The 17,697-nt window shown below is 69.4% G+C and carries 16 protein-coding genes and 1 pseudogene; 12 read left to right on the top strand and 5 right to left on the bottom strand.

Annotated features, from left to right (window positions below):
* Positions 1 to 17: 17 nt before the first annotated feature.
* The gene (locus tag ABZS64_RS26205; protein WP_355834379.1) at positions 18 to 1,418 is read right to left on the bottom strand and encodes a hypothetical protein; all 1,401 of its coding nucleotides are present in this window, start codon (positions 1,416 to 1,418) and stop codon (positions 18 to 20) included.
* A 343-nt stretch (positions 1,419 to 1,761) separates the two neighbouring features.
* Here ABZS64_RS26205 and ABZS64_RS26200 point away from each other — a divergent pair, with 343 nt between their 5' ends.
* Positions 1,762 to 2,229, top strand: a complete 468-nt coding sequence (locus ABZS64_RS26200; protein WP_355834376.1) for a Pycsar system effector family protein — start codon at positions 1,762 to 1,764, stop codon at positions 2,227 to 2,229.
* 41 nt (positions 2,230 to 2,270) lie between these two features.
* Here ABZS64_RS26200 and ABZS64_RS26195 read toward each other — a convergent pair whose 3' ends face one another.
* Positions 2,271 to 2,621, bottom strand: coding sequence for a VOC family protein (locus ABZS64_RS26195; RefSeq protein ID WP_355834463.1), 351 nt, complete (start codon positions 2,619 to 2,621; stop codon positions 2,271 to 2,273).
* Between the two features lie 114 nt (positions 2,622 to 2,735).
* On the opposite strand from ABZS64_RS26195, the pseudogene ABZS64_RS26190 reads away from it, so the two are divergent.
* Positions 2,736 to 2,825 (top strand): annotated as a pseudogene (locus ABZS64_RS26190) (3-hydroxyacyl-CoA dehydrogenase family protein); the annotation flags it as partial.
* A 164-nt stretch (positions 2,826 to 2,989) separates the two neighbouring features.
* On the opposite strand, the gene ABZS64_RS26185 reads toward ABZS64_RS26190, so the two are convergent.
* Positions 2,990 to 4,438 (bottom strand): gamma-aminobutyraldehyde dehydrogenase, encoded by a 1,449-nt coding sequence (locus ABZS64_RS26185; RefSeq protein WP_355834374.1) that lies wholly within the window; start codon positions 4,436 to 4,438, stop codon positions 2,990 to 2,992.
* A gap of 746 nt (positions 4,439 to 5,184) precedes the next feature.
* Between ABZS64_RS26185 and ABZS64_RS26180 the strand changes: the two genes are divergently transcribed.
* From ABZS64_RS26180 to ABZS64_RS26135, 10 genes are all read left to right on the top strand, one after another.
* Complete coding sequence (locus ABZS64_RS26180) at positions 5,185 to 6,294, top strand: extracellular solute-binding protein (protein WP_355834371.1); 1,110 nt, start codon at positions 5,185 to 5,187, stop codon at positions 6,292 to 6,294.
* Positions 6,294 to 7,208 carry an ABC transporter permease gene (locus tag ABZS64_RS26175; RefSeq protein ID WP_355834368.1) on the top strand — a complete coding sequence of 305 codons (915 nt, stop codon included), beginning with the start codon at positions 6,294 to 6,296 and terminating at the stop codon, positions 7,206 to 7,208. Before ABZS64_RS26180 ends, ABZS64_RS26175 begins: the two co-directional genes overlap by 1 nt.
* Positions 7,195 to 8,028, top strand: coding sequence for an ABC transporter permease (locus ABZS64_RS26170; protein WP_355834365.1), 834 nt, complete (start codon positions 7,195 to 7,197; stop codon positions 8,026 to 8,028). The genes ABZS64_RS26175 and ABZS64_RS26170 overlap by 14 nt, the downstream gene beginning before the upstream one ends.
* A gap of 4 nt (positions 8,029 to 8,032) precedes the next feature.
* Positions 8,033 to 9,157, top strand: coding sequence for an ABC transporter ATP-binding protein (locus ABZS64_RS26165; RefSeq protein WP_355834362.1), 1,125 nt, complete (start codon positions 8,033 to 8,035; stop codon positions 9,155 to 9,157).
* A gap of 421 nt (positions 9,158 to 9,578) precedes the next feature.
* Positions 9,579 to 11,294, top strand: a complete 1,716-nt coding sequence (locus ABZS64_RS26160) for an RICIN domain-containing protein (RefSeq protein ID WP_355834359.1) — start codon at positions 9,579 to 9,581, stop codon at positions 11,292 to 11,294.
* A gap of 51 nt (positions 11,295 to 11,345) precedes the next feature.
* On the top strand, positions 11,346 to 11,789 hold the full coding sequence (locus tag ABZS64_RS26155; RefSeq protein ID WP_355834356.1) for a hypothetical protein: 444 nt from the start codon (positions 11,346 to 11,348) through the stop codon (positions 11,787 to 11,789).
* 116 nt (positions 11,790 to 11,905) lie between these two features.
* Positions 11,906 to 12,334 carry a hypothetical protein gene (locus ABZS64_RS26150; protein WP_355834352.1) on the top strand — a complete coding sequence of 143 codons (429 nt, stop codon included), beginning with the start codon at positions 11,906 to 11,908 and terminating at the stop codon, positions 12,332 to 12,334.
* 249 nt (positions 12,335 to 12,583) lie between these two features.
* Positions 12,584 to 13,573, top strand: coding sequence for a transcriptional regulator (locus ABZS64_RS26145; protein ID WP_355834349.1), 990 nt, complete (start codon positions 12,584 to 12,586; stop codon positions 13,571 to 13,573).
* 119 nt (positions 13,574 to 13,692) lie between these two features.
* Complete coding sequence (locus tag ABZS64_RS26140) at positions 13,693 to 14,139, top strand: peptidase inhibitor family I36 protein (RefSeq protein ID WP_355834347.1); 447 nt, start codon at positions 13,693 to 13,695, stop codon at positions 14,137 to 14,139.
* A 202-nt stretch (positions 14,140 to 14,341) separates the two neighbouring features.
* On the top strand, positions 14,342 to 15,364 hold the full coding sequence (locus ABZS64_RS26135) for an alcohol dehydrogenase (protein WP_355834344.1): 1,023 nt from the start codon (positions 14,342 to 14,344) through the stop codon (positions 15,362 to 15,364).
* A gap of 634 nt (positions 15,365 to 15,998) precedes the next feature.
* Here the strand turns inward: ABZS64_RS26135 and ABZS64_RS26130 are convergent.
* Both ABZS64_RS26130 and aspS read right to left on the bottom strand, forming a co-directional pair.
* The gene (locus tag ABZS64_RS26130; protein ID WP_355834341.1) at positions 15,999 to 16,337 is read right to left on the bottom strand and encodes a hypothetical protein; all 339 of its coding nucleotides are present in this window, start codon (positions 16,335 to 16,337) and stop codon (positions 15,999 to 16,001) included.
* A gap of 38 nt (positions 16,338 to 16,375) precedes the next feature.
* Positions 16,376 to 17,692: an aspartate--tRNA(Asn) ligase gene (gene aspS / locus ABZS64_RS26125; RefSeq protein ID WP_355834338.1), complete on the bottom strand. Its 1,317-nt coding sequence runs from the start codon at positions 17,690 to 17,692 to the stop codon at positions 16,376 to 16,378.
* Positions 17,693 to 17,697 lie beyond the last annotated feature (5 nt).

Below are 17,697 nucleotides of genomic sequence, written 5' to 3'. Positions count from 1 at the left end.
GGACGCAGAGCCCCGGGTCAGCGGAAGGTCGTGTGGCGCGGATGCGAGCGGTGGTCACTGGGGCGGCTGAGGCCCGGGCGGATGCGACCGGGTCCGGGTCCGACCAGGCCTGCCCTGAACAGTCCGTAGACGATCCGCCGCTGCGCGGCCGCCTCCAGTTCGTCCTGGAGCGCGCCGCTGCGCAGCACTGCGGCGGGGCCCAGCAGACCCTCGACGACGGCCAGCGCACCGGCGGTGTCGCCGTGGTCCAGCCGTTCGCGGACGCCGGCGAGGCAGTGCGGATGACGGTGCGCCTCGTCGATGGCCTGCAGGCAGGGAAGCGGAGTACCGGTCAGCGCGGCCAGCAGTTCCTCCCGGCGGATCTCCGCCGGGTCGTGGTCCAGCGGCGCCAGTACCCCGTTGACCAGGCCGATCCGGTGCTGAGCTCCCCGGCACTCCACGAGGCGCGCCTGTCCTGCCGGGTCCGGGATCCGGGAGGAACCGGCCGGCGAATGACCCGGTACCAGTGCCGAGGCGACCAGCGGGTGCAGCCGGTCGACCTCGATCGAGCCGGTGCGGATCAGTTCCAGGTCGGGTAGCGCCCAGGTCGCCGCGTCGGGCAGGACTGGCAGCGCGGAGGTGCTGCCGTCCGTGGGCGCCGCCGAGATCCGCAGCGCGGACGGCCCGCGGCCATCCCCGTCCGCGGCCAGGTCCAGGAGCAGCCGATGCCGGGCCCCGAACCGCACGGTGACGGGCCCGGTTTGCCGCCCCTCAGCGTGGAGCAGAATCCCCGCCTCGGCGGCCCACCGGTCAACGGCACAGCGGCGCCCCTGCGGCACCGTCGCCAGCGAATCCGGGTTCATATAACGGCCGTCGGCGGGCGGCCGATCGGCCCCGGACCGGACCCGCAGCTCATCGGTCCTGTGCGCGTCCCACAGGTGCCGGTGCAGGTCGAGGCGGAACCGCTGGTTCGGATGGGGGTGTGGATGACGGCGGGCGTCGGCCTCGACGTGGGATCCGTCCCACAGCGTGAGGCTCATCCGCTGACCGGCATCGGCCCAAACCGGCGGAGTCCGGACCACGAGGTGCACCGGGCGTTCGCGGGCGCGCCCCGCAGCGTCGTACCGGGCCAGGGCGATGGTCAGACCCGGGCGCAGCAGCCCGTCGGGAGCGATCCTCGGCATGTGCCAGCGCAGCAGGTCAGGGGCCAGGTGGCGGAGATCGGCCCGGACTTGGGCTGCGAGGTCGTGGCCATAAGTGCGTGCCACGGAACGCAGGTTGAGATCGACATCGATGCCTGCGGCGGCGCACGCCCCCGCCCAGTCCCCGGCACAACGGCGGGTGGTCGCAGTCTCGATCATGGACGGCGGCACGGCGAACTCGCGCACGCGCAGCCAGAAGGAAAGGCGGGACTCCCCATTCGCGGTCTGAGTGAGCATCAGCACTCACCTTGCGCGGACGGGTCCCCCAATCTGCCAACAGAAGGAGTCATCATCGCGGCGAGGATAGCGCTCCTGACGGTGATCTGTCAGGTGCCTTCCGGTCGGAGGGCACCACGGGCCCTGATGGCGGACGCGGAGCGCCGGACTGCGAGTTGGGGTCATCAAGGCGGCTGTGCGCCCTGCAACCGAGACGCTGGTTCGCGAAGGACACAGTCCTGATAATGAAAGGACGACTGCAGGGCGTGGGAGGAATGGACTGAGCAGAGTACTTCCGGGGGCTGTCGGCAGGGCGGCCCTGGGCACGTTGACGTTGGACGACGAGTCGGGAGAAGACACACCGATGGCAACCACTACACCTGACCTGCAGCAAGACAGGGCGCAAGACCGCATTGCCGCGATGGTGACGACGCTTCAGAGTGACTTGGCCCGCTCCGATGCCAAAGCGAGTCTGCTACTGGCGCTGGCCGGAGCCGCACTTGTGGCGCTGGGTGCGTCAGCCTCCAGACTCGATCCGACCGCTCCAGCGGCCGTGGCCGGGTCCCTCGGCGCCGCTGCGCTGCTGGCGGCGACGTTGATCCTCTTACTCGCCGTCCGTCCGAATCTCCGAGGCAGCGGCTGGACAAGCTGGCCCGGGTTGAGCTCCGACGAATTGCGCGATTGGCTGACCTCTGGCTATCAAGTCGACCACGTGAGGTTCATGGCCGTACTCGCCCTGCGGAAGTTCCGGCTTATCCGGGCTGCAGTTGACTGCATGCTGGCTGGGGTCGGCCTACTGGCTCTCGCGGCTGTCCTCGTCGCCATGGCTTGAGCTTGCCGGCTTGAGAACCAGTGTTCTCGGTGTTTTCGACGTCAGCCTCTGGTCAGGCAGAAGGGATGACCGGCCGGGTCAGTGATGATCCGCCACCTGTCTCCGCCCGGTTGGTGCTCCGGCTTGGTCGCGCCCAACTCCAGTAGCAGGGCCTCGGCCTCGTCGAGGTCATCGACCGCGAAGTCGAGGTGGACTTGTTGTGGCACGATCTGGCCAGGCCAGCGCGGAGCCCGGTAGTCATCGACCCGTTGGAAGCCGATGAAGAGCCCGTCCTCGCTGGTGAGGCCGGCGAAGTCACCGTCGGATTTCGGGTGAAGCTCGAGCCCGGTGGCCTGCCGATAGAACGCGGCCAGCGCCTCGGGATCGGCGCAGTCGAGTGTTATCGCCGTCAGCCGTAGTGATCAGCTCCACGCTTCGCGACCTGATATACGTCAACGCCGAGCGGCAGCGCTGAGTGACAGACAGCGACATCGGCGGGTTCCAGACGCGCTCGTCGCTGTCGTAGGCGACCGCCGCCGCTGCTCCAACGCATGGTGGAGGCGGGGCTGCACGGTCGCAAGACAGGCCGCGGGTTCCACACCTACGACCGGGGCTGAGGGGCCCGGGTCTGCCGCTGGGGCCCGAGGGGCCGCGGTTGCTGTGGGGCGGGGCGCGGAGCAGCTTGAGTGGGCTGCTCCACGCCCGCGCCGGCACAACGCCCGCCCGCGGCGGCCGGCAGCGGCTTCGCCAGTGCGGCGCGCCGTTCCGCCGCGGCTCGAGGTCAGCCCAGGGAGGTCATGACGTGCTTGATCCGCGTGTAGTCGTCGAAGCCGTACGCCGACAGGTCCTTGCCGTAACCGGACTTCTTGAAGCCGCCGTGAGGCATCTCGGCGACGAGGATCATGTGCGTGTTGATCCACACACAGCCGAAGTCCAGCGCCTGCGACATCCGCATCGCCCGCGCGTGGTCCTTGGTCCACACCGACGACGCCAGCGCGTACTCGACGCCGTTCGCCCATGCGAGCGCCTGCGCCTCATCGGTGAAGGACTGGACGGTGATGACCGGGCCGAAGACCTCGTTCTGGATGATCTCGTCGTCCTGCTCGAGGCCTGAGACGACGGTCGGGGCGTAGAAGTAGCCCTTCTCGCCCACCCGGTAGCCGCCCGCCTCGACCGTCGCGTGCTCCGGCAGCCGCTCGATGAAACCGGTCACCTGCGCCAGCTGGTTGGCGTTGTTGAGCGGGCCGTAGAGCACGTCCTCGTCGTCGATGCCGCCGGTCCTGGTGGCGGCGGCGGCCTTCGCGAGCGCGGTCACGAACTCGTCGCGGACGGGCTCGTGCACCAGGACGCGAGTCGCGGCCGTGCAGTCCTGACCCGCGTTGAAGAAGCCGGCCGCCGTGATGGTCTCGACCGCCTGGTCGATGTCCGCGTCGTCGAAGACGATGACGGGTGCCTTGCCGCCGAGCTCGAGGTGGACCCGCTTGACGTCCTTGGCCGCGCTTTTGGCGACCTCGATGCCGGCGCGTACGGAGCCCGTGATGGCGGCGAAGGCCGGGGTCGGGTGTTCGACCATGAGGCGGCCGGTCTCCCGGTCGCCGCAGATGACGTTGAGAATGCCTGCCGGGAGGTCCAGTTCCTCCAGCACGCCTCCGACGATCTCGGCGAGCAGCACTGTGGACGCCGGGGTGGTGTCGGAGGGCTTGAGGACGACAGTGTTGCCCGCGGCGATCGCCGGGGCGAACTTCCATACCGCCGTCATCATGGGGTAGTTCCAGGGGGCGACCTGTGCGCAGACGCCGACCGGCTCGCGCCTGATGATCGAGGTGAGGCCCTCGGCGTACTCGCCGGCCGAGCGGCCCTCGAGCATCCGGGCCGCGCCCGCGAAGAAGCGGATCTGGTCGACCATGGGGCCGATCTCCTCGGCCCTGGTCACGGCGCGCGGTTTGCCGGTGTTACGGCATTCCGCCCGGACCAGTTCGTCGGCGCGTGCCTCGACGGCGTCGGCGATCCTCAGGAGCAGCCGCTGGCGGGTGCTGGGGGTGGAGGTGCGCCAGAGGGCGAAGGCGGCCGCGGCGGCAGCCATGGCCGCGTCCACGTCGGCCGCGCCGGAGAGCGGGGAGGTGGCGTACGGCTCGCCGGTCGTCGGGTCGACGACGGGGAGGGTGCGGCCGTCCTGTGCGTCGACGAACGTTCCGTCGATGTAGTTGCGCAGCGAATGAAGATCACTCACGCGTCTCTCCTTGGGCTGGGGTGAGGGGAACTGCCGTGCGCAACGGGGGCACGGTGAGGGTGCGGCGCCGTGGGTGAGGCGGCCGCGGGCGCGGTCCGGTTGTGCCCGGGTGTGGCGGGGCTCCGAGCGGTGCGGAAGTGGCGACTTCCGCATCGTCGGGTCCTGCCGGGGCAGCGGGTCGGAAAGGCGGGCGGGGTGACCGCCCTTCCGTCGACTGGGACGTTATCGAGGGCCGGACCGCCGATGAAGTGTCGGAATCATCCATTGTGTCGATGCGCTGTGGATGATCTGCACACTCTGGGAGGTGCCTGCCCGGTCTGGGCATGCCCGCGGGTGCGGCCGTATCGCCGTGAGGGCGGTTGCGGCGGTGCGCGTGCCCGCTGGGGAGAACTGGTTGTTGACGCGAGGGGCCCGCGTCCTTACTGTTGCGCCACCGCGGTGGCCGGTTGATGCCGGCCGCGTCGGTTCCCTCTTCGTTCGCCGTCCGTGGATCGCCCGATCGCGAGGCCGGCCGCGAACGAGTCCCGGGATGCCATGGCTGTTGGCGACGGTCATGGACCCCGTTGCGCATGTTCCGATCCGTGTGCTGTGCCCCAGGCGCTCTCTTCGCGGATCTCCCTTTCCCTCATCCCGGATTCCTTCCATCCCGGATTCCCTGATCCCCTGCTGGTTTCCGGCGTGCCCTGCGTATGTCGTCGGTGTGTTCCGACACGGGCAGCCGTGAGCCGAGAAAGGCGTGGCCCATCATGAACGGCCAGTCAGCAAGAAACGTCAGCCGCCGGTCGTTGCTGCGGGGAGCGGGAGCCTCCGCGCTCGCGGTTCCCTTCGCGGGGAGCCTCCTGACCGCGTGCAGCACCAAGTCGGCCCCGGCGGCCAAGGCCAACACGACCGTGACGGTGACCTCCTACGGCGGCTCGTACAACGACCAGTTGACCAAGACCCTGCTCACGCCCTTCGAGAAGAAGACCGGAGTGCGACCGTCGCTGCTGGCCAACACCAGTCTCGCCGGGCTGAAGGCCCAGGTGCAGTCCGGCGACGTGCAGTGGGACCTCGTGGAGCTGACCGCGCCGGAGTACCTGCAGGCCGTCGAGGAAGGTCTGCTGGAGAAGCTCGACTACGGCGTCATCAGCGACAAGGGCCTGCCGGCCTACGCGAAGGCCGACTACGGCATCAAGTACCTGAGTTTCCTGTTCGTGATGGCCTGGGACCAGAAGCACATCACCGATGCGCAGGCGCCGAAGAACTGGGCCCAGTTCCTGGACGAGGGGGCGTACCCCACCAAGCGTTCGGTGTATTCGCAGCTGTCCGACAGCTCGATCCTGGAGGCGGCACGGCTGGCGGCGGGGGTGCCGTTCGACAAGATCTACCCGCTCGATGTGGACGCCGCGTTCGACTACCTGGCACAGCACCCCGGGCGCAAGAAACTGATATACCACGCGGCCAACCAGGAGCCGATCCAGCAGCTGACGTCCGGCGAGGTCTCGCTGTCGACGAGCTTCAACAACCGCATCAGCGCCGCCCGCAAGGACGGCGCCCGGCTGAACTTCACCGCCTCCAACAGTGTCGTCGCCGGCGACTACTTCGTGGTGCCCAAGGGAGCGAGGAACAAGGAAGCAGCCTTCCGGCTCCTGGACTTCATGAGCAACGACGCGGCGGCCGGTGCCGACTTCATCCAGACCACCAACCTCACGCTCGCCAACACCGCGGCGCTGGCCAAGCTGCCGGCCGCGGTCGCCGACTCCCTGCCCACGAGCCCGAAGCTGGAAGGCTCCGTCCTGGTGCGCGACGACGCCTGGTGGGCCAAGAATCTCAAGGCCACCGAGCAGCGCTTCAAGCTGTGGCAGGCGGGCAGTTGATGACGTCCACCCTCTCCCAGGCCTCCGCGTCCGACAGCGCCTCCGCATCCGACGCAGGCTCCGTGTCCGACGGCGCGGGCGCGCCGCGACGACGGTTCCGGCGCCCGCGCGTCGCCTGGCTCCTGCTGCTTGCTCCCGTGCTCGCGTTCGACGCCGTGCTCTTTGTGACGCCTCTGGGCAAACTCGTCACCGCCAGCACCCAGAGCGACGCCTACCGGCGGGTGCTGGAGGATCCCCTGGTCTCACGGTCCCTGCTCAACACCTTCGAGATCAGCGCGCTCTCCACGCTCGCCACGGTCGTCCTCGGCTATCTGCTGGCGGTGGTGATCTGGCGTCGCGGGCCGCTGGCGCGGGTCGTACTGTTCGCCCTGGTCCTCCTGCCGTTCTGGACGGGCGTCCTGGTGAAGAACTTCGCCTGGGCGGTACTGCTCCAGGACAACGGGCTCGTCAACAGCGCACTGCAGGGGCTCGGGCTCACCGACGCGCCGCTCGCTCTGCTCCACAACCGCTTCGCCGTCGTGCTCGGCATGGTGCACTACCTGCTGCCCTATGCCGTGTTCCCGATCTTCGCAGCACTGGCCGCGATCGATGACCGGCTCGAACTGGCGGCACGGTCCCTGGGGGCGGGTGAGGCTTCGGTCTTCCGCCGCATCATCCTGCCCCTGACCGTGCCCGGGGTGTCGGCCGCGGGCCTGCTGGTGTTCATCATCAGCACCGGCTTCTTCATCACACCGGTCGTGCTCGGCGGCCCCGGCGACATGATGATCGCCAATCAGATCGACTTCTACGCACGGCAGTTGACCGACTTCGCCGGCGCATCCGCGCTCGCCCTGCTGCTGACCGTGCTCGTCAGCGTCCTCGTGACGATCTATCAGCGAATTCTTCGTACAGGAGGCCACCATGAGGCGGGCTAGCCCTCGACATCTCGGGGCGCTCGTCGCCTCGGTACCGGTCTTCGCCTTCCTCGTGGTGCCGACGCTGATCGTGGTGCCGATGGCGTTCACCGGCAGCCGGTACATCACGTTCCCCCCGCAGCAGTTGTCCACGGACGGCGTCACGGGATTCTTCGCCGATCCGGCGTGGATGTCCGCCCTCTCGGCCAGCCTGCAGGCGGCCGGTATCGCGATGGCCATCGCCGTACTGCTGGGTGCCACGGCCGCCTTGGCGCTGCACGGGCGTACCTTCCCGGGGAAGGCGGCGGTCACCGGGCTGCTCCTCGCTCCGATGATCGTGCCCGCCGTGGTGATGGCGCTGGCGTTCTACCAGTTCTTCATCTCCCTCGGCACGGTCGGGTCGGTGCTTCCGATCGGCCTCGCGCACGCCGTGATCGCCGTGCCCTACGCCTTCCTGACCGTGCGGGCGAGCCTGGCCGGACTCAACCCGGCACTGGTGCGCTCCGCGAGCAGCCTGGGCGCCGGAGCGTTCGCACTGATGCGCTTCGTGTATCTCCCCGTCATCCGCCCGGGGCTGATCGCAGGTGCCCTGTTCGCCTTCTCCGTCTCCATCGACGAGACGGTCATCGCCCTGTTCCTGCAGTCCCCGACCGCGATGACCCTGCCGGTGAAGATGTTCACCGACATCCAGTACAACCTGACGCCGAAGATCGCCGTGTCCTCGGCGATGCTCGTGACCCTCGCCACGCTCGGTCTCCTCGTGCAGGTGTGCTTCACCATCCGCCGCCGTTCCATCGCCCGGCTGCTCCCGCTGACCGCAGCCGCCGACCAGACAAGGTGAACCGATGACCACCACGACCGCACTTCCCGCTCCCGTCCCGGCGGCAACCGGCGACGGGCAGCGCGGCTCCATCGAACTGCGCGGCGTACGCAAGCTGTACGGGAACGTCGCCGCCGTCGACGATCTCGATCTGACGGTCCGCCCCGGCGAGTTCGTCACCCTGCTCGGGCCCAGCGGCTCGGGCAAGACCACCACCATGATGATGATCGCCGGTTTCGAGGAACTCACCTCCGGCACCGTCCTCATCGACGGCAAACCGGTGGACCGGCTGCCGCCCAAGGACCGCGATCTGGGCATCGTGTTCCAGAGCTACGCCCTCTTCCCGCACATGAGCGCCGCCGAGAACGTCGAGTTCCCGCTGCGGATGCGGTCAGTGCCGCGCGCCGAGCGGCGCAGGCGCGCCGAGGAAGCCCTGGCCCGCGTCGGCCTGGCTGGGCTGGGTGACCGGCGCCCGCGCCAGATGTCCGGCGGCCAGCAGCAGCGCGTGGCACTGGCCCGCGCCCTGGTCTTCAACCCTGCCGCGCTCCTGCTGGACGAGCCGATGGCCGCGCTGGACAAGCGGCTGCGGGAGCAGATGCAGGACGAGGTCAAGACGCTGCAGAAGTCCCTCGGCATCTCCGTCGTGTTCGTGACCCACGACCAGGACGAGGCCATGTCCATGTCCGACCGGATCGTCGTCATGCGGGACGGGAAGATCGTGCAGGAAGGCGCCCCCGAGGACGTCTACGCCCACCCCCGCACCGACTGGGTCGCCAACTTCCTCGGCGACACGAACCTGTTGCCGTGCACGGTGCTCGAGCGCAAGGACGGTATGGCGGTCGTCGATCTCGGCGCCTGGGGCGTGGGCCGCGTCCGCGACCGCGGAGTGGACGGCGACGCCTACGCGGTGTCCGTCCGCCCCGAGCATCTGCGCTTCGTCGACGCCGGGCGGACCGAGAACGGAGGCACCGGCCGGATCGTGTCCTCCACGGTGCTCGGCGCCACCGTCCGCCATCGGCTGCAGGTCGCCGGCCAGGACGTGGTCATGCGCGAGCTCGGTACGGGATCGGGAGCGGCCCGCGACCTGCGCGGCGAGGTGAGTGTCGGCTGGTCCGCGGACGAGGCGCAACTGCTCGTCCTGGAGAGCTGACACCCACGGTCGCACACGAGTGGGCAGCCCGCGGCCCAGAAGCGACGGCCCCGGACCGTCCCGGTCCGGGGCCGGGCTCTGCTTCCCGGAGTAAGTGACCGGCCCGGCGATCCCGAGGCCCTGGCCGTACTGACCTTGCGCAGAGTCGGCCACTGACCGGCCGTGCCCAGCCGGCGCCGGGAGACATCCGGATGAGGGGGAGTCCGCAGCGGTGGCTGCAACCGAAGGAGGACGCAAGCGCACAAGCTCGCAGCGGCGTACCGGTACTGCGGGGGTGGCCTCCGCGACGACTTACCCGCGGAAACACCTTTCGCTGCGGATCCGGCTGCATCACTATGGGGCTCTTGTTTCCCGCTGGTAACACCGGCGTGTTCCGTCTGGGCTGGCGGGTCGGTCGCGCCGTGAACGAGGAGTCAAAAGGGTGTCACAGCTCCGCCAGGCAGGTCCGGATCCCGCGGACGAACAATCGCTCTACGCCGCCCTGTCGGACGCGAAGCTCACCGAACGTATCCGCTCGGGTGCCCCCGCCGCCCATCCGGCCGTCCAGGAACTCAAGCGCCGCCACCTGCCTGCCGTCCTGACCTACGCCCGGCTCTGCGCACGCCATCGGGCCGCCGGCCTTCAACTGGCCGTCCAGGCCTTCGGCCTCGCCGCCCAGGAGGCCTGCCGGGGCATCGAGCCCCGCGGCAACTGGCGCCACCATGTGCTGACGCTTGTTCAGCGGGTCGGTACAGGCTGGGCCCTCAGCAGCCGCCGCGACCGGCTCGCACCCGAATTCGCCGCATGGACCGACGAGACGGCCGACGTCACGGCCGCGGTCACCGTCCCGGGCCTGCCCGAGCCTGCCAGCGTGCGCTTCGAAGGCGCCTCCGCCATGCTCACCGGCTTCTACCGGCTGCCCGAGCTGACACGGGGCATGCTCTGGTACGCGGTGGTGGACCAGGAGCCGGACGCCACGGTCGCCACCTTCCTCAGCGTCCGCCCCGAACTCGTTCCCGAGCTGCGGAGCAAAGCACAGGACGCCATGCGCGAGGCGTATCTGCGGGCCTACTTGGAACGCGGCGCGGACCCCAAATGCCTCGGATTCCGCCGCATCATCGAGGCGGCGGCCCGGCCGGGGGACCGGCGGCGCAGCGAGGACCTGACGCTCCACCTCACCCAATGCCCCAGCTGCACCAGGCTGATGGCCCAGCTGACGCGGATGGACGAGGACCCCCGGACCGTTTTTGCCGAGGGTCTGCTCGGATGGGGCGGAGCGGCCTATGCCTCCCACGGTCCGGCACGCGGCCTCCTCGATGCCGTAGCGGCCCAGCCCGACCGGTTCCAGGCCACGGCCGGCCTGCCGGCGTTCCCCCCGCAGCCGCCGCACACCAGCGTGACGGCGCGCAGCGGCACGATCGGTGCTGCACCGGGCGCGAGACGGCCCTCACGGACCCTCGTCCTCATAGCCGTGGCGGCCGTGGTCGCCGTCGCCGCCGGCACGTTGATGGCGACCGCCTCCGAGGACACCGACCCGGCCCGCGGCAGCGCCCAGAAGCCCCCGCCCGAGCAGGCCTGGCCCACCGCCGCCCTGCCCGCCCCCGCCGCTCCGTCGCCGAGCCCCACCCCGGAGGCGTCGAAGAAGCCCTCACCCACGCCGAACCCCACCACCCCGCCCGCCCCCAAGCCCCCGGCAGCCGCCCCGTCGAAGAGCCTCCCGCCCCGGCCGGCGCCGTTCGCCCCCGGAGGCGGCTACACCCAGGTCGTCAACGCGGCGTCCGGGCTGTGCCTGGACATCGCAGACGGCGTGATGGCCAACCGTACGGACGTCATCACCGCCACCTGCAACGGCGCCGAAACCCAGCAGTGGACTCTGGACTCCACCGGCCTCCTGCACAGCAACGCCGACCCCGCCTTCTGCCTCGACTCACGCGGCGACACCGACCGCGGCGCCGGCATCTGGTCCTGCGCCTCCGTCAACGGCAAGAACGGCCTGAACCTGCTCTTCACCGTCGACGGCGCAGGAGCCATACACCCCCAGATCGCACCGGACTTCGCCCTTGAACCCCTGGCAGGCTCCGAAGGCAGCCCGCTCGGCTTCGCCCCGACCGGCGCGGCCGGCGACCAGCACTGGAACGCCGGCCCCTCCCCGTCATGACGCGCAGAGCTCCACGCTGAGTTCCGCTACTCACGGTCGGAACCTGGTGGGATGATGCATTCCGTGGTGGGAGACGCCGAGTGGGCTCGGATTCGTCGAGACTTGCGCTTCGGGCAGGTTTTCGAGGGCACCGTTGTGAAGGTTCCCTCGCCCGGTGCGATCGGGATCTTCGTGGACATCGGCTTGAGCGTCGGAGGCTTTGTCGACTGCCTGTTGTTGCCAGAACAGAGTGAAGACTGGCCGGCGGAAGGCACGGTTGCCGAGTTCGAGATCTGGTGGGTTGACAGCCGTCGGCAGATCAGGCTGAAGCCGTCCGATTCTCGGTATCTGCGGAGTGACTTCACGGGCTTCGTCGAACGCGTGCGGCCTCATTGGTCATCCGACATCGGCCGTCCCGTTCGTGACCCGGGGCGGCCGCCGACCCCCGATGACCACACGCCGGCAGCGCATGGGGGCACCCCCCGGACTACGGGAAGCCCCCGCCAGGGAAGTTGACGCATTGCTCAGTGGACTGTGGACCCTGTGCTAACGACTCCCGCCTCCCTTGTCGAGATCATTGACTCCACACGGTTCGAGCAAGGGTTCGAGCCGCCTGGAAGGAGTCGTTACACATGCGTTTGGCTGCCCGTATGGGGACCCTGGCCACTGCTGGATCCATGCTCGTCGGAACGCTTCTGATCGGAGGAGCCACTCCCGCGAGCGCCGCCAGCATCACCTTCGATTCGTTCTACTACGGCAACGGCCGTCAGATCACCGCCTACATCAACGGTGAGTACGCCGCCACCGCCGAGTGGATCCAGGACCCGCCCGCCTCCGGAGGACCGGGCGACCGCCTGTGCGTCACCGACGACCGCAGCGACGGCTACTACGCCAAGGCAGGGATCAGCGCCAACCGGATCGTCAGCAGCAGCGGGAAGCCCGCACCCTCCCGCACGTGCAAGGGTGGCGACCTGCCCGAGGACCACACGTTCGTCATGAAGCTGTGCGTCAGCAACGGCGCCCAGGCAGCCTGCTCCAAGGCATACGACATCAGCTCCTGACGGGACTCCTTGCAGCGTCGCGACCTGCCGGTGGTGGCCACGAGGCCCCCGGGATGTTCATGGGCGCGCCCACGTGACGCGCACCGCCGGCACAGCATGCGAACTGGCCGCCCACCGACGCGTGGAAGGTCCGGAAACGCCGTTGAAGGACCGCTGGGAACACCTGACAATTCTCTCGTCGCCGTAGAAGCGGCCGCCGCGAGTGACGCCGAATCCGCCTGTGTCGCCGCACCGTGACGGGGGTCAGTGGTGTTGCGTATTCATTTCACCGCCGACGATCTCGCCCGCACCCGAGTGGCCACCACGATCGGGGCCGCGGCGGAGACCTATTACAGCCTGGAGATGCTGAGCAGGCGCTCCTGCGCGGTTCCCTTCCAAAGATGGCGCGCGACGGTGGCCGGGCAATTGGCGGCGGACGCCAAGCCGCTCACCACGTTGTTGCCGGCTTACGGCCCCGGGCTCGACCTGCTGGCGCTGGCCGGGGACTCGCCCGACATCGACCACGCCGTCGACGGGCTGCTGAGGGCACCGCGCACTCGCGTACGCCGCGAGCTGGAGGCAGTCGCCTTCGCCTCCGTCCACTCCTCCTGGGCGCGGAGCGTCGCCGATGGGGATGCCGAGGCCCGACGGCAGCTGGCGGCGGCCCTCGTGGCCTGTCATCGGGTGACCGTCGGGCCGTACTGGTCCGCCTCCCGGTCGCGACTCGACGCGGTACGCGCGCACTACGCCCGTACGTTCCTGGAAGAAGGCGTCGAAGGCATGCTGGCCTCCCTGTGCCCACCGCTGGTGCGCTGGCGCCCGCCTGTGCTGGAGGTGCGACACCCCCGCCCCGTCGAAGTCCACCTGGGCGGGCGAGGCCTGGTCCTCGTGCCGACCGTGTTCTCATGGCGCGAGCTCAGCCTGCTGTACGACCCGTACGACGACGAGGCGGTGCCCCGGCTGACCGTACCGGCGGTGACCGATCCGGCGTCCGGCTCCGCGCTGTGGCGCGGCCAGGGACCCGCCGCCGACGAGGCTCTGGGCGCCCTGCTGGGGCGCACCCGGGCCGCCGCGCTGCGCATCGTCGCAGAGGGCTGCGGCACCACCGAGCTCGCCGGGCGGCTCGGCGTCACGCCGGCAGCGGCCAGCCAGCACGCGAAGGCGCTGCGCGGCGCGGGTCTCATCACGACCATCCGGCGCGGTGGATCCGTGCTGCATGTGACGTCCGCACTGGGCCGGGAACTTCTGGGCGGGGCCTGAGAGCGCGCCGGTGGCCGGCCGCCCCTTAAGCCGTGACTTAAGGGCGTGGCCAACGACGCCCGGTCGCCCGCAGCATTCGTGACGTTTCCGGCACTGGGCCGAAGAAGAGGAGTACGTGCATGACTGCTTCGACGACGTCACCGAGTGGGAAGTCCCGCCCGCGCCGCGCACTGGAACGTGCGGCGGTCCTCCTGGGCGCCGCAGGGATCGCCTTCGCCACGGCTCAGGCGCCCGCGTCGGCGAGTGCCGGCCAGTGTGCCGACAACCGCCTGTGCGCATGGTCCGACGACAACTACGCCGGCATTTTCACCGCCTACACGGCCTCCGCACCGGCCCTCGGCGGCGACAACGACCGGTTCGACTCGCTGTGGAACCGCAACAGCGTCTCCTGGTACGTGTACGTCGACGCTTACAACCGGGGAGCCAGGTACTGCGTACGGCCGGGGTATTCGGTGTCGAAGCTCGGTGACTGGTTCGGCCTCCACGACAAGATCTCGGCCGTGCAGAAACTGGGCTCTTCGTCCTGCGGAACCGCGACCCCGATCGGTTCCTACAAGGGCTCCTAGGAGAGGGGGGCTGCCGGGTGTGGGGGACATCCGGCAGCCCGGCTCGGTGGCGAAGGCCTACTAGATGTCCTTGACCCACTCGGGTGGTCGGCGAAGGTTCGCGAGAGACAGCCGGGTGCTCATGTGACTCGGCCCGCGTGATCGGGCCCGAGCTGGTGTGCTGGCTGTGGGAGGCCCGTCGTGCTGAGCGGGAGAGATCCAGATGAGCACCTATCGAGTCGCGCAGGTGGCCGCCGTCGGCACTCCGTTCGAGGTCGTCGAGCGTGAGGTACCGCAACCGGGCCCCGGCCACGTACGGATCGCCGTGGACGCCTGCGGCATCTGCCACAGCGACGCCGTCTTCGTGAACGCCATGGTGCCGGGCGTCCGGTTTCCGCTGGTCCCCGGGCACGAGATTGCCGGGCGCATCGAGGAGCTCGGCGAGGGAACGTACGGCGGCTGGCAGGTGGGCGACCGGGTGGCGGTGGGCTGGTTCGGCGGCAGCTGCGGCCACTGCACGCCCTGCAGACAGGGCGACTTCGTCGTGTGCGAGAGCCTGAAGGTCCCCGGCTGGGCTTACGACGGGGGTTACGCCGAGGCGGTGATCGCACCGGCCGATGCCCTGGCCCGTATACCCGACGCGCTGGCGCCGACCGATGCAGCGCCGTTGGGCTGCGCCGGGGTGACCACGTACAACGGGCTGCGGCGCAGCTCCGCACGGCCGGGCGATCTGGTCGCCGTACTGGGCATCGGCGGCCTCGGCCACCTGGGGGTGAAGTATGCGGCCGCCATGGGCTTCGAGACCGTGGCCATCGCCCGCGGATCCCACAAGGCCGACTTCGCCAAGCAACTCGGCGCGCACCACTACATCGACAGCACGGCGGACACCACCGTCGCAGACGCGCTGCAGTCCCTCGGCGGCGCCAGGGTAGTCCTGGCCACCGCCGCCAACTCCGACGCCACCACGGCGACTCTGGAAGGCCTCCGCCCCCGCGGCGAGCTGGTGGTCATCGGCGCGGACGCCGAGCCGCTGGGAATCAGCCCGAACCAGCTGCTCATGAGCGGCAGGATCATCCGCGGCCACCCGTCCGGCACCGCGCAGGACGTGCAGGACACCATGGCGTTCAGCGCCCTGCACGGGATCCGTCCGATGACCGAGATCGTGCCGCTGGACCAGGCCGATGAGGCGTACCAAAAGATGATGTCCGGCGCCGCCCGCTTCCGGATGGTGCTGACCAGCCACTGACGTTGTATACGGGGCCTACGGCCGAGGTTGCGGGGCCGACCATGTGGTTACCCGGCGGGCCCTGCCGGACGGGGAGGGAGTCCCGGAGGGACCACCCAAACCGCAGAGGAACGTTCACTCAACGCAGCTGCGCACCGAGCCCGGGCATCAGCCTCCCGTAGTTGCCCGCTTGGCAAGCCGCTGTCCTCGTCACGCACCCGGGGAGCAACCCAGCAGTCACCGGCTGGCCGGTCATCGGGAACCGGAATCAGATCCTCGCCGACGGTGTCCATACCCACCCAACGAGGCAACTCGGCCACGCGGTACGGCGACCTGAGGCCCTGCAACCCAACCGTCACCGGGCCAGTGACGAGACCGGCCGTCGCATCCGGCCGGCGAGACGGCCTGCGGACGGTCGGCGGGATCACCGCAGGGCTTCTCCGGCTTCATGCGCCTCGACGTGCGGAGGCCCCGCGGTCTCGCCGTGCGCGTGGCCAGAGAGCAGGCTCGGAGCCGATCTGGCGGAATCCGCCTCCGGATTCGGTCCCGGGGGTCCTTCAACCGCGTCGGCCGCGCACAGCGGCGTGTGGTCCGCGCCGCCTGTGTCTGTCGGGTGGTGCCGGGAGAACGGGGGCCGTGCGCTTTGGCGGCGGTGTTAACCGATCCGGACCGAACGTGTTCGCGTTCCTAGGAGCGGGCTTGCGCAATTGGCCGCCCGGCATCGCGGGATGGGGCTCCGGTTGTTCAGGGACTTGAGCCGCACGTACGGGGCGTGGCCGTCGTTCTTCTTGTCGAAGGTGGACAGGCTGACGTCGTACTTCGCAGTGGACGCACCGCTGCCGACTGTCTGGGCGGTGACCAGGACGCTGTTGGCGCTGTCCGTGCACTGCATCTGCCAGGCGTTCCGGGGTGCCGCCTGGGCTGCCGGTGCGGCGAGAGTGAGGCCGAGGCAGGCGGCGGCTGTGAGCGCCGCCAGGGTGGACTTCTTGGTCATGTGCTGCTCCTTGCAACGTCAGCAGTCCACGAACCTCCCTATGGAGTGAGCCGGTTCGGGCCACGGAACAAGAACGTCGCTTCGCGGATCGAATTGAGGCCGAGCATCACCATCAGCACCCGGCCCAGCCCCATGCCGAGACCGCCGTGCGGTGGGCACCCGAACCGGAACGCGTTCAAGTAGTCCTGCAGCGGCTCGGTGTTCATGCCCTTCTCCGCGGCCTGCTTGAGGAGCACGTCGTAGCGGTGCTCGCGCTGCGCGCCGGTGGTGACCTCCAGGCCCTTCCACAGCAGGTCGAAGCTGAGGGTGAGGTCCGGCCGGTCCGCGGGACGCATGTGATAGAAGGGCCGGATGCTCGTCGGGTAGTGGGTGACGAACACGAACTCATGCCCCGTCCGCTCCCGGATGTGCGCGGCAATACCGCGCTCGCCCTCCGGGTCGAGGTCTTCCTTCACACCGTCGGTGTCCCAGCCCTTGGTCCGCAGGATCTGCTGGGCCTCGGCCATGGTGATTCGCGGGAACGGCGTCTGCGGCACCACGACCTCGACGCCGAACAGTTCCCGGACCGCCTCGCCATGCACGTCGGCGACCTTGGTGAGGGCGTGAGCGAGCATCTCCTCCTCGAACACCATCACGTCCTCGACGTCCGAGATCCACGCCAGCTCTGCATCCACACCGGTGAACTCGGTGGCATGCCGGGACGTGAACGAAGGCTCGGCACGGAAGACAGGACCGATCTCGAAGACCCGGTCGATGCCCGCAGAGATCGCCATCTGCTTGAAGAACTGCGGCGACTGCGCCAGATAGGCCGAGCTGTCGAAATAGCCGAGCTTGAAGACCTCCGCACCCGACTCCGAGGCAGTGCCCATCAGCTTCGGGGTGTGCATCTCCGTGCAGCCCTGCGCGTACGCGTACTCGCGCATACCCTGCTCGAACGTCGTCTGCACGGCGAACATCAGCTGCGCCGCCGGGCGACGGCGGATGTCGAGGAAGCGCCAGTCCAGGCGCTGCTCCATCCCTGTGTGCTCGTCGATCGGCAGCGGTGTCTCGGCCCGGTTCAGGACCTCGACCGATTCAGGGATGATCTCGAGGCCGCCGAGCTTCACGATCGGGTTGTCGACCACGCGGCCGACGAGCCGGACAGCGGACTCGGTGGTCAGGTGCTCCAACTGCTCTTCCAGCTCGCCGTCGTCGCGCTTGTGGGTCACCTGGGCGATGCCGGTGTGGTCCCGTACAAGGACGAACTGCATCTTGCGCTGGAGGCGGAGAGTGTTCACCCAGCCGGAGATCGAAACGGTTTCGCCGACGTGTTCTCGCAGGTCAGAGACCAATACGCGGCTAGTGGTGTGGATCATCGCAG

The organism is Streptomyces sp. NPDC005408, from assembly GCF_040606445.1.
Lineage (GTDB): Bacteria > Actinomycetota > Actinomycetes > Streptomycetales > Streptomycetaceae > Streptomyces.
Note: the sequence above shows the minus strand (reverse complement) of the source record. Positions and strands in the feature narration are given on the sequence as shown.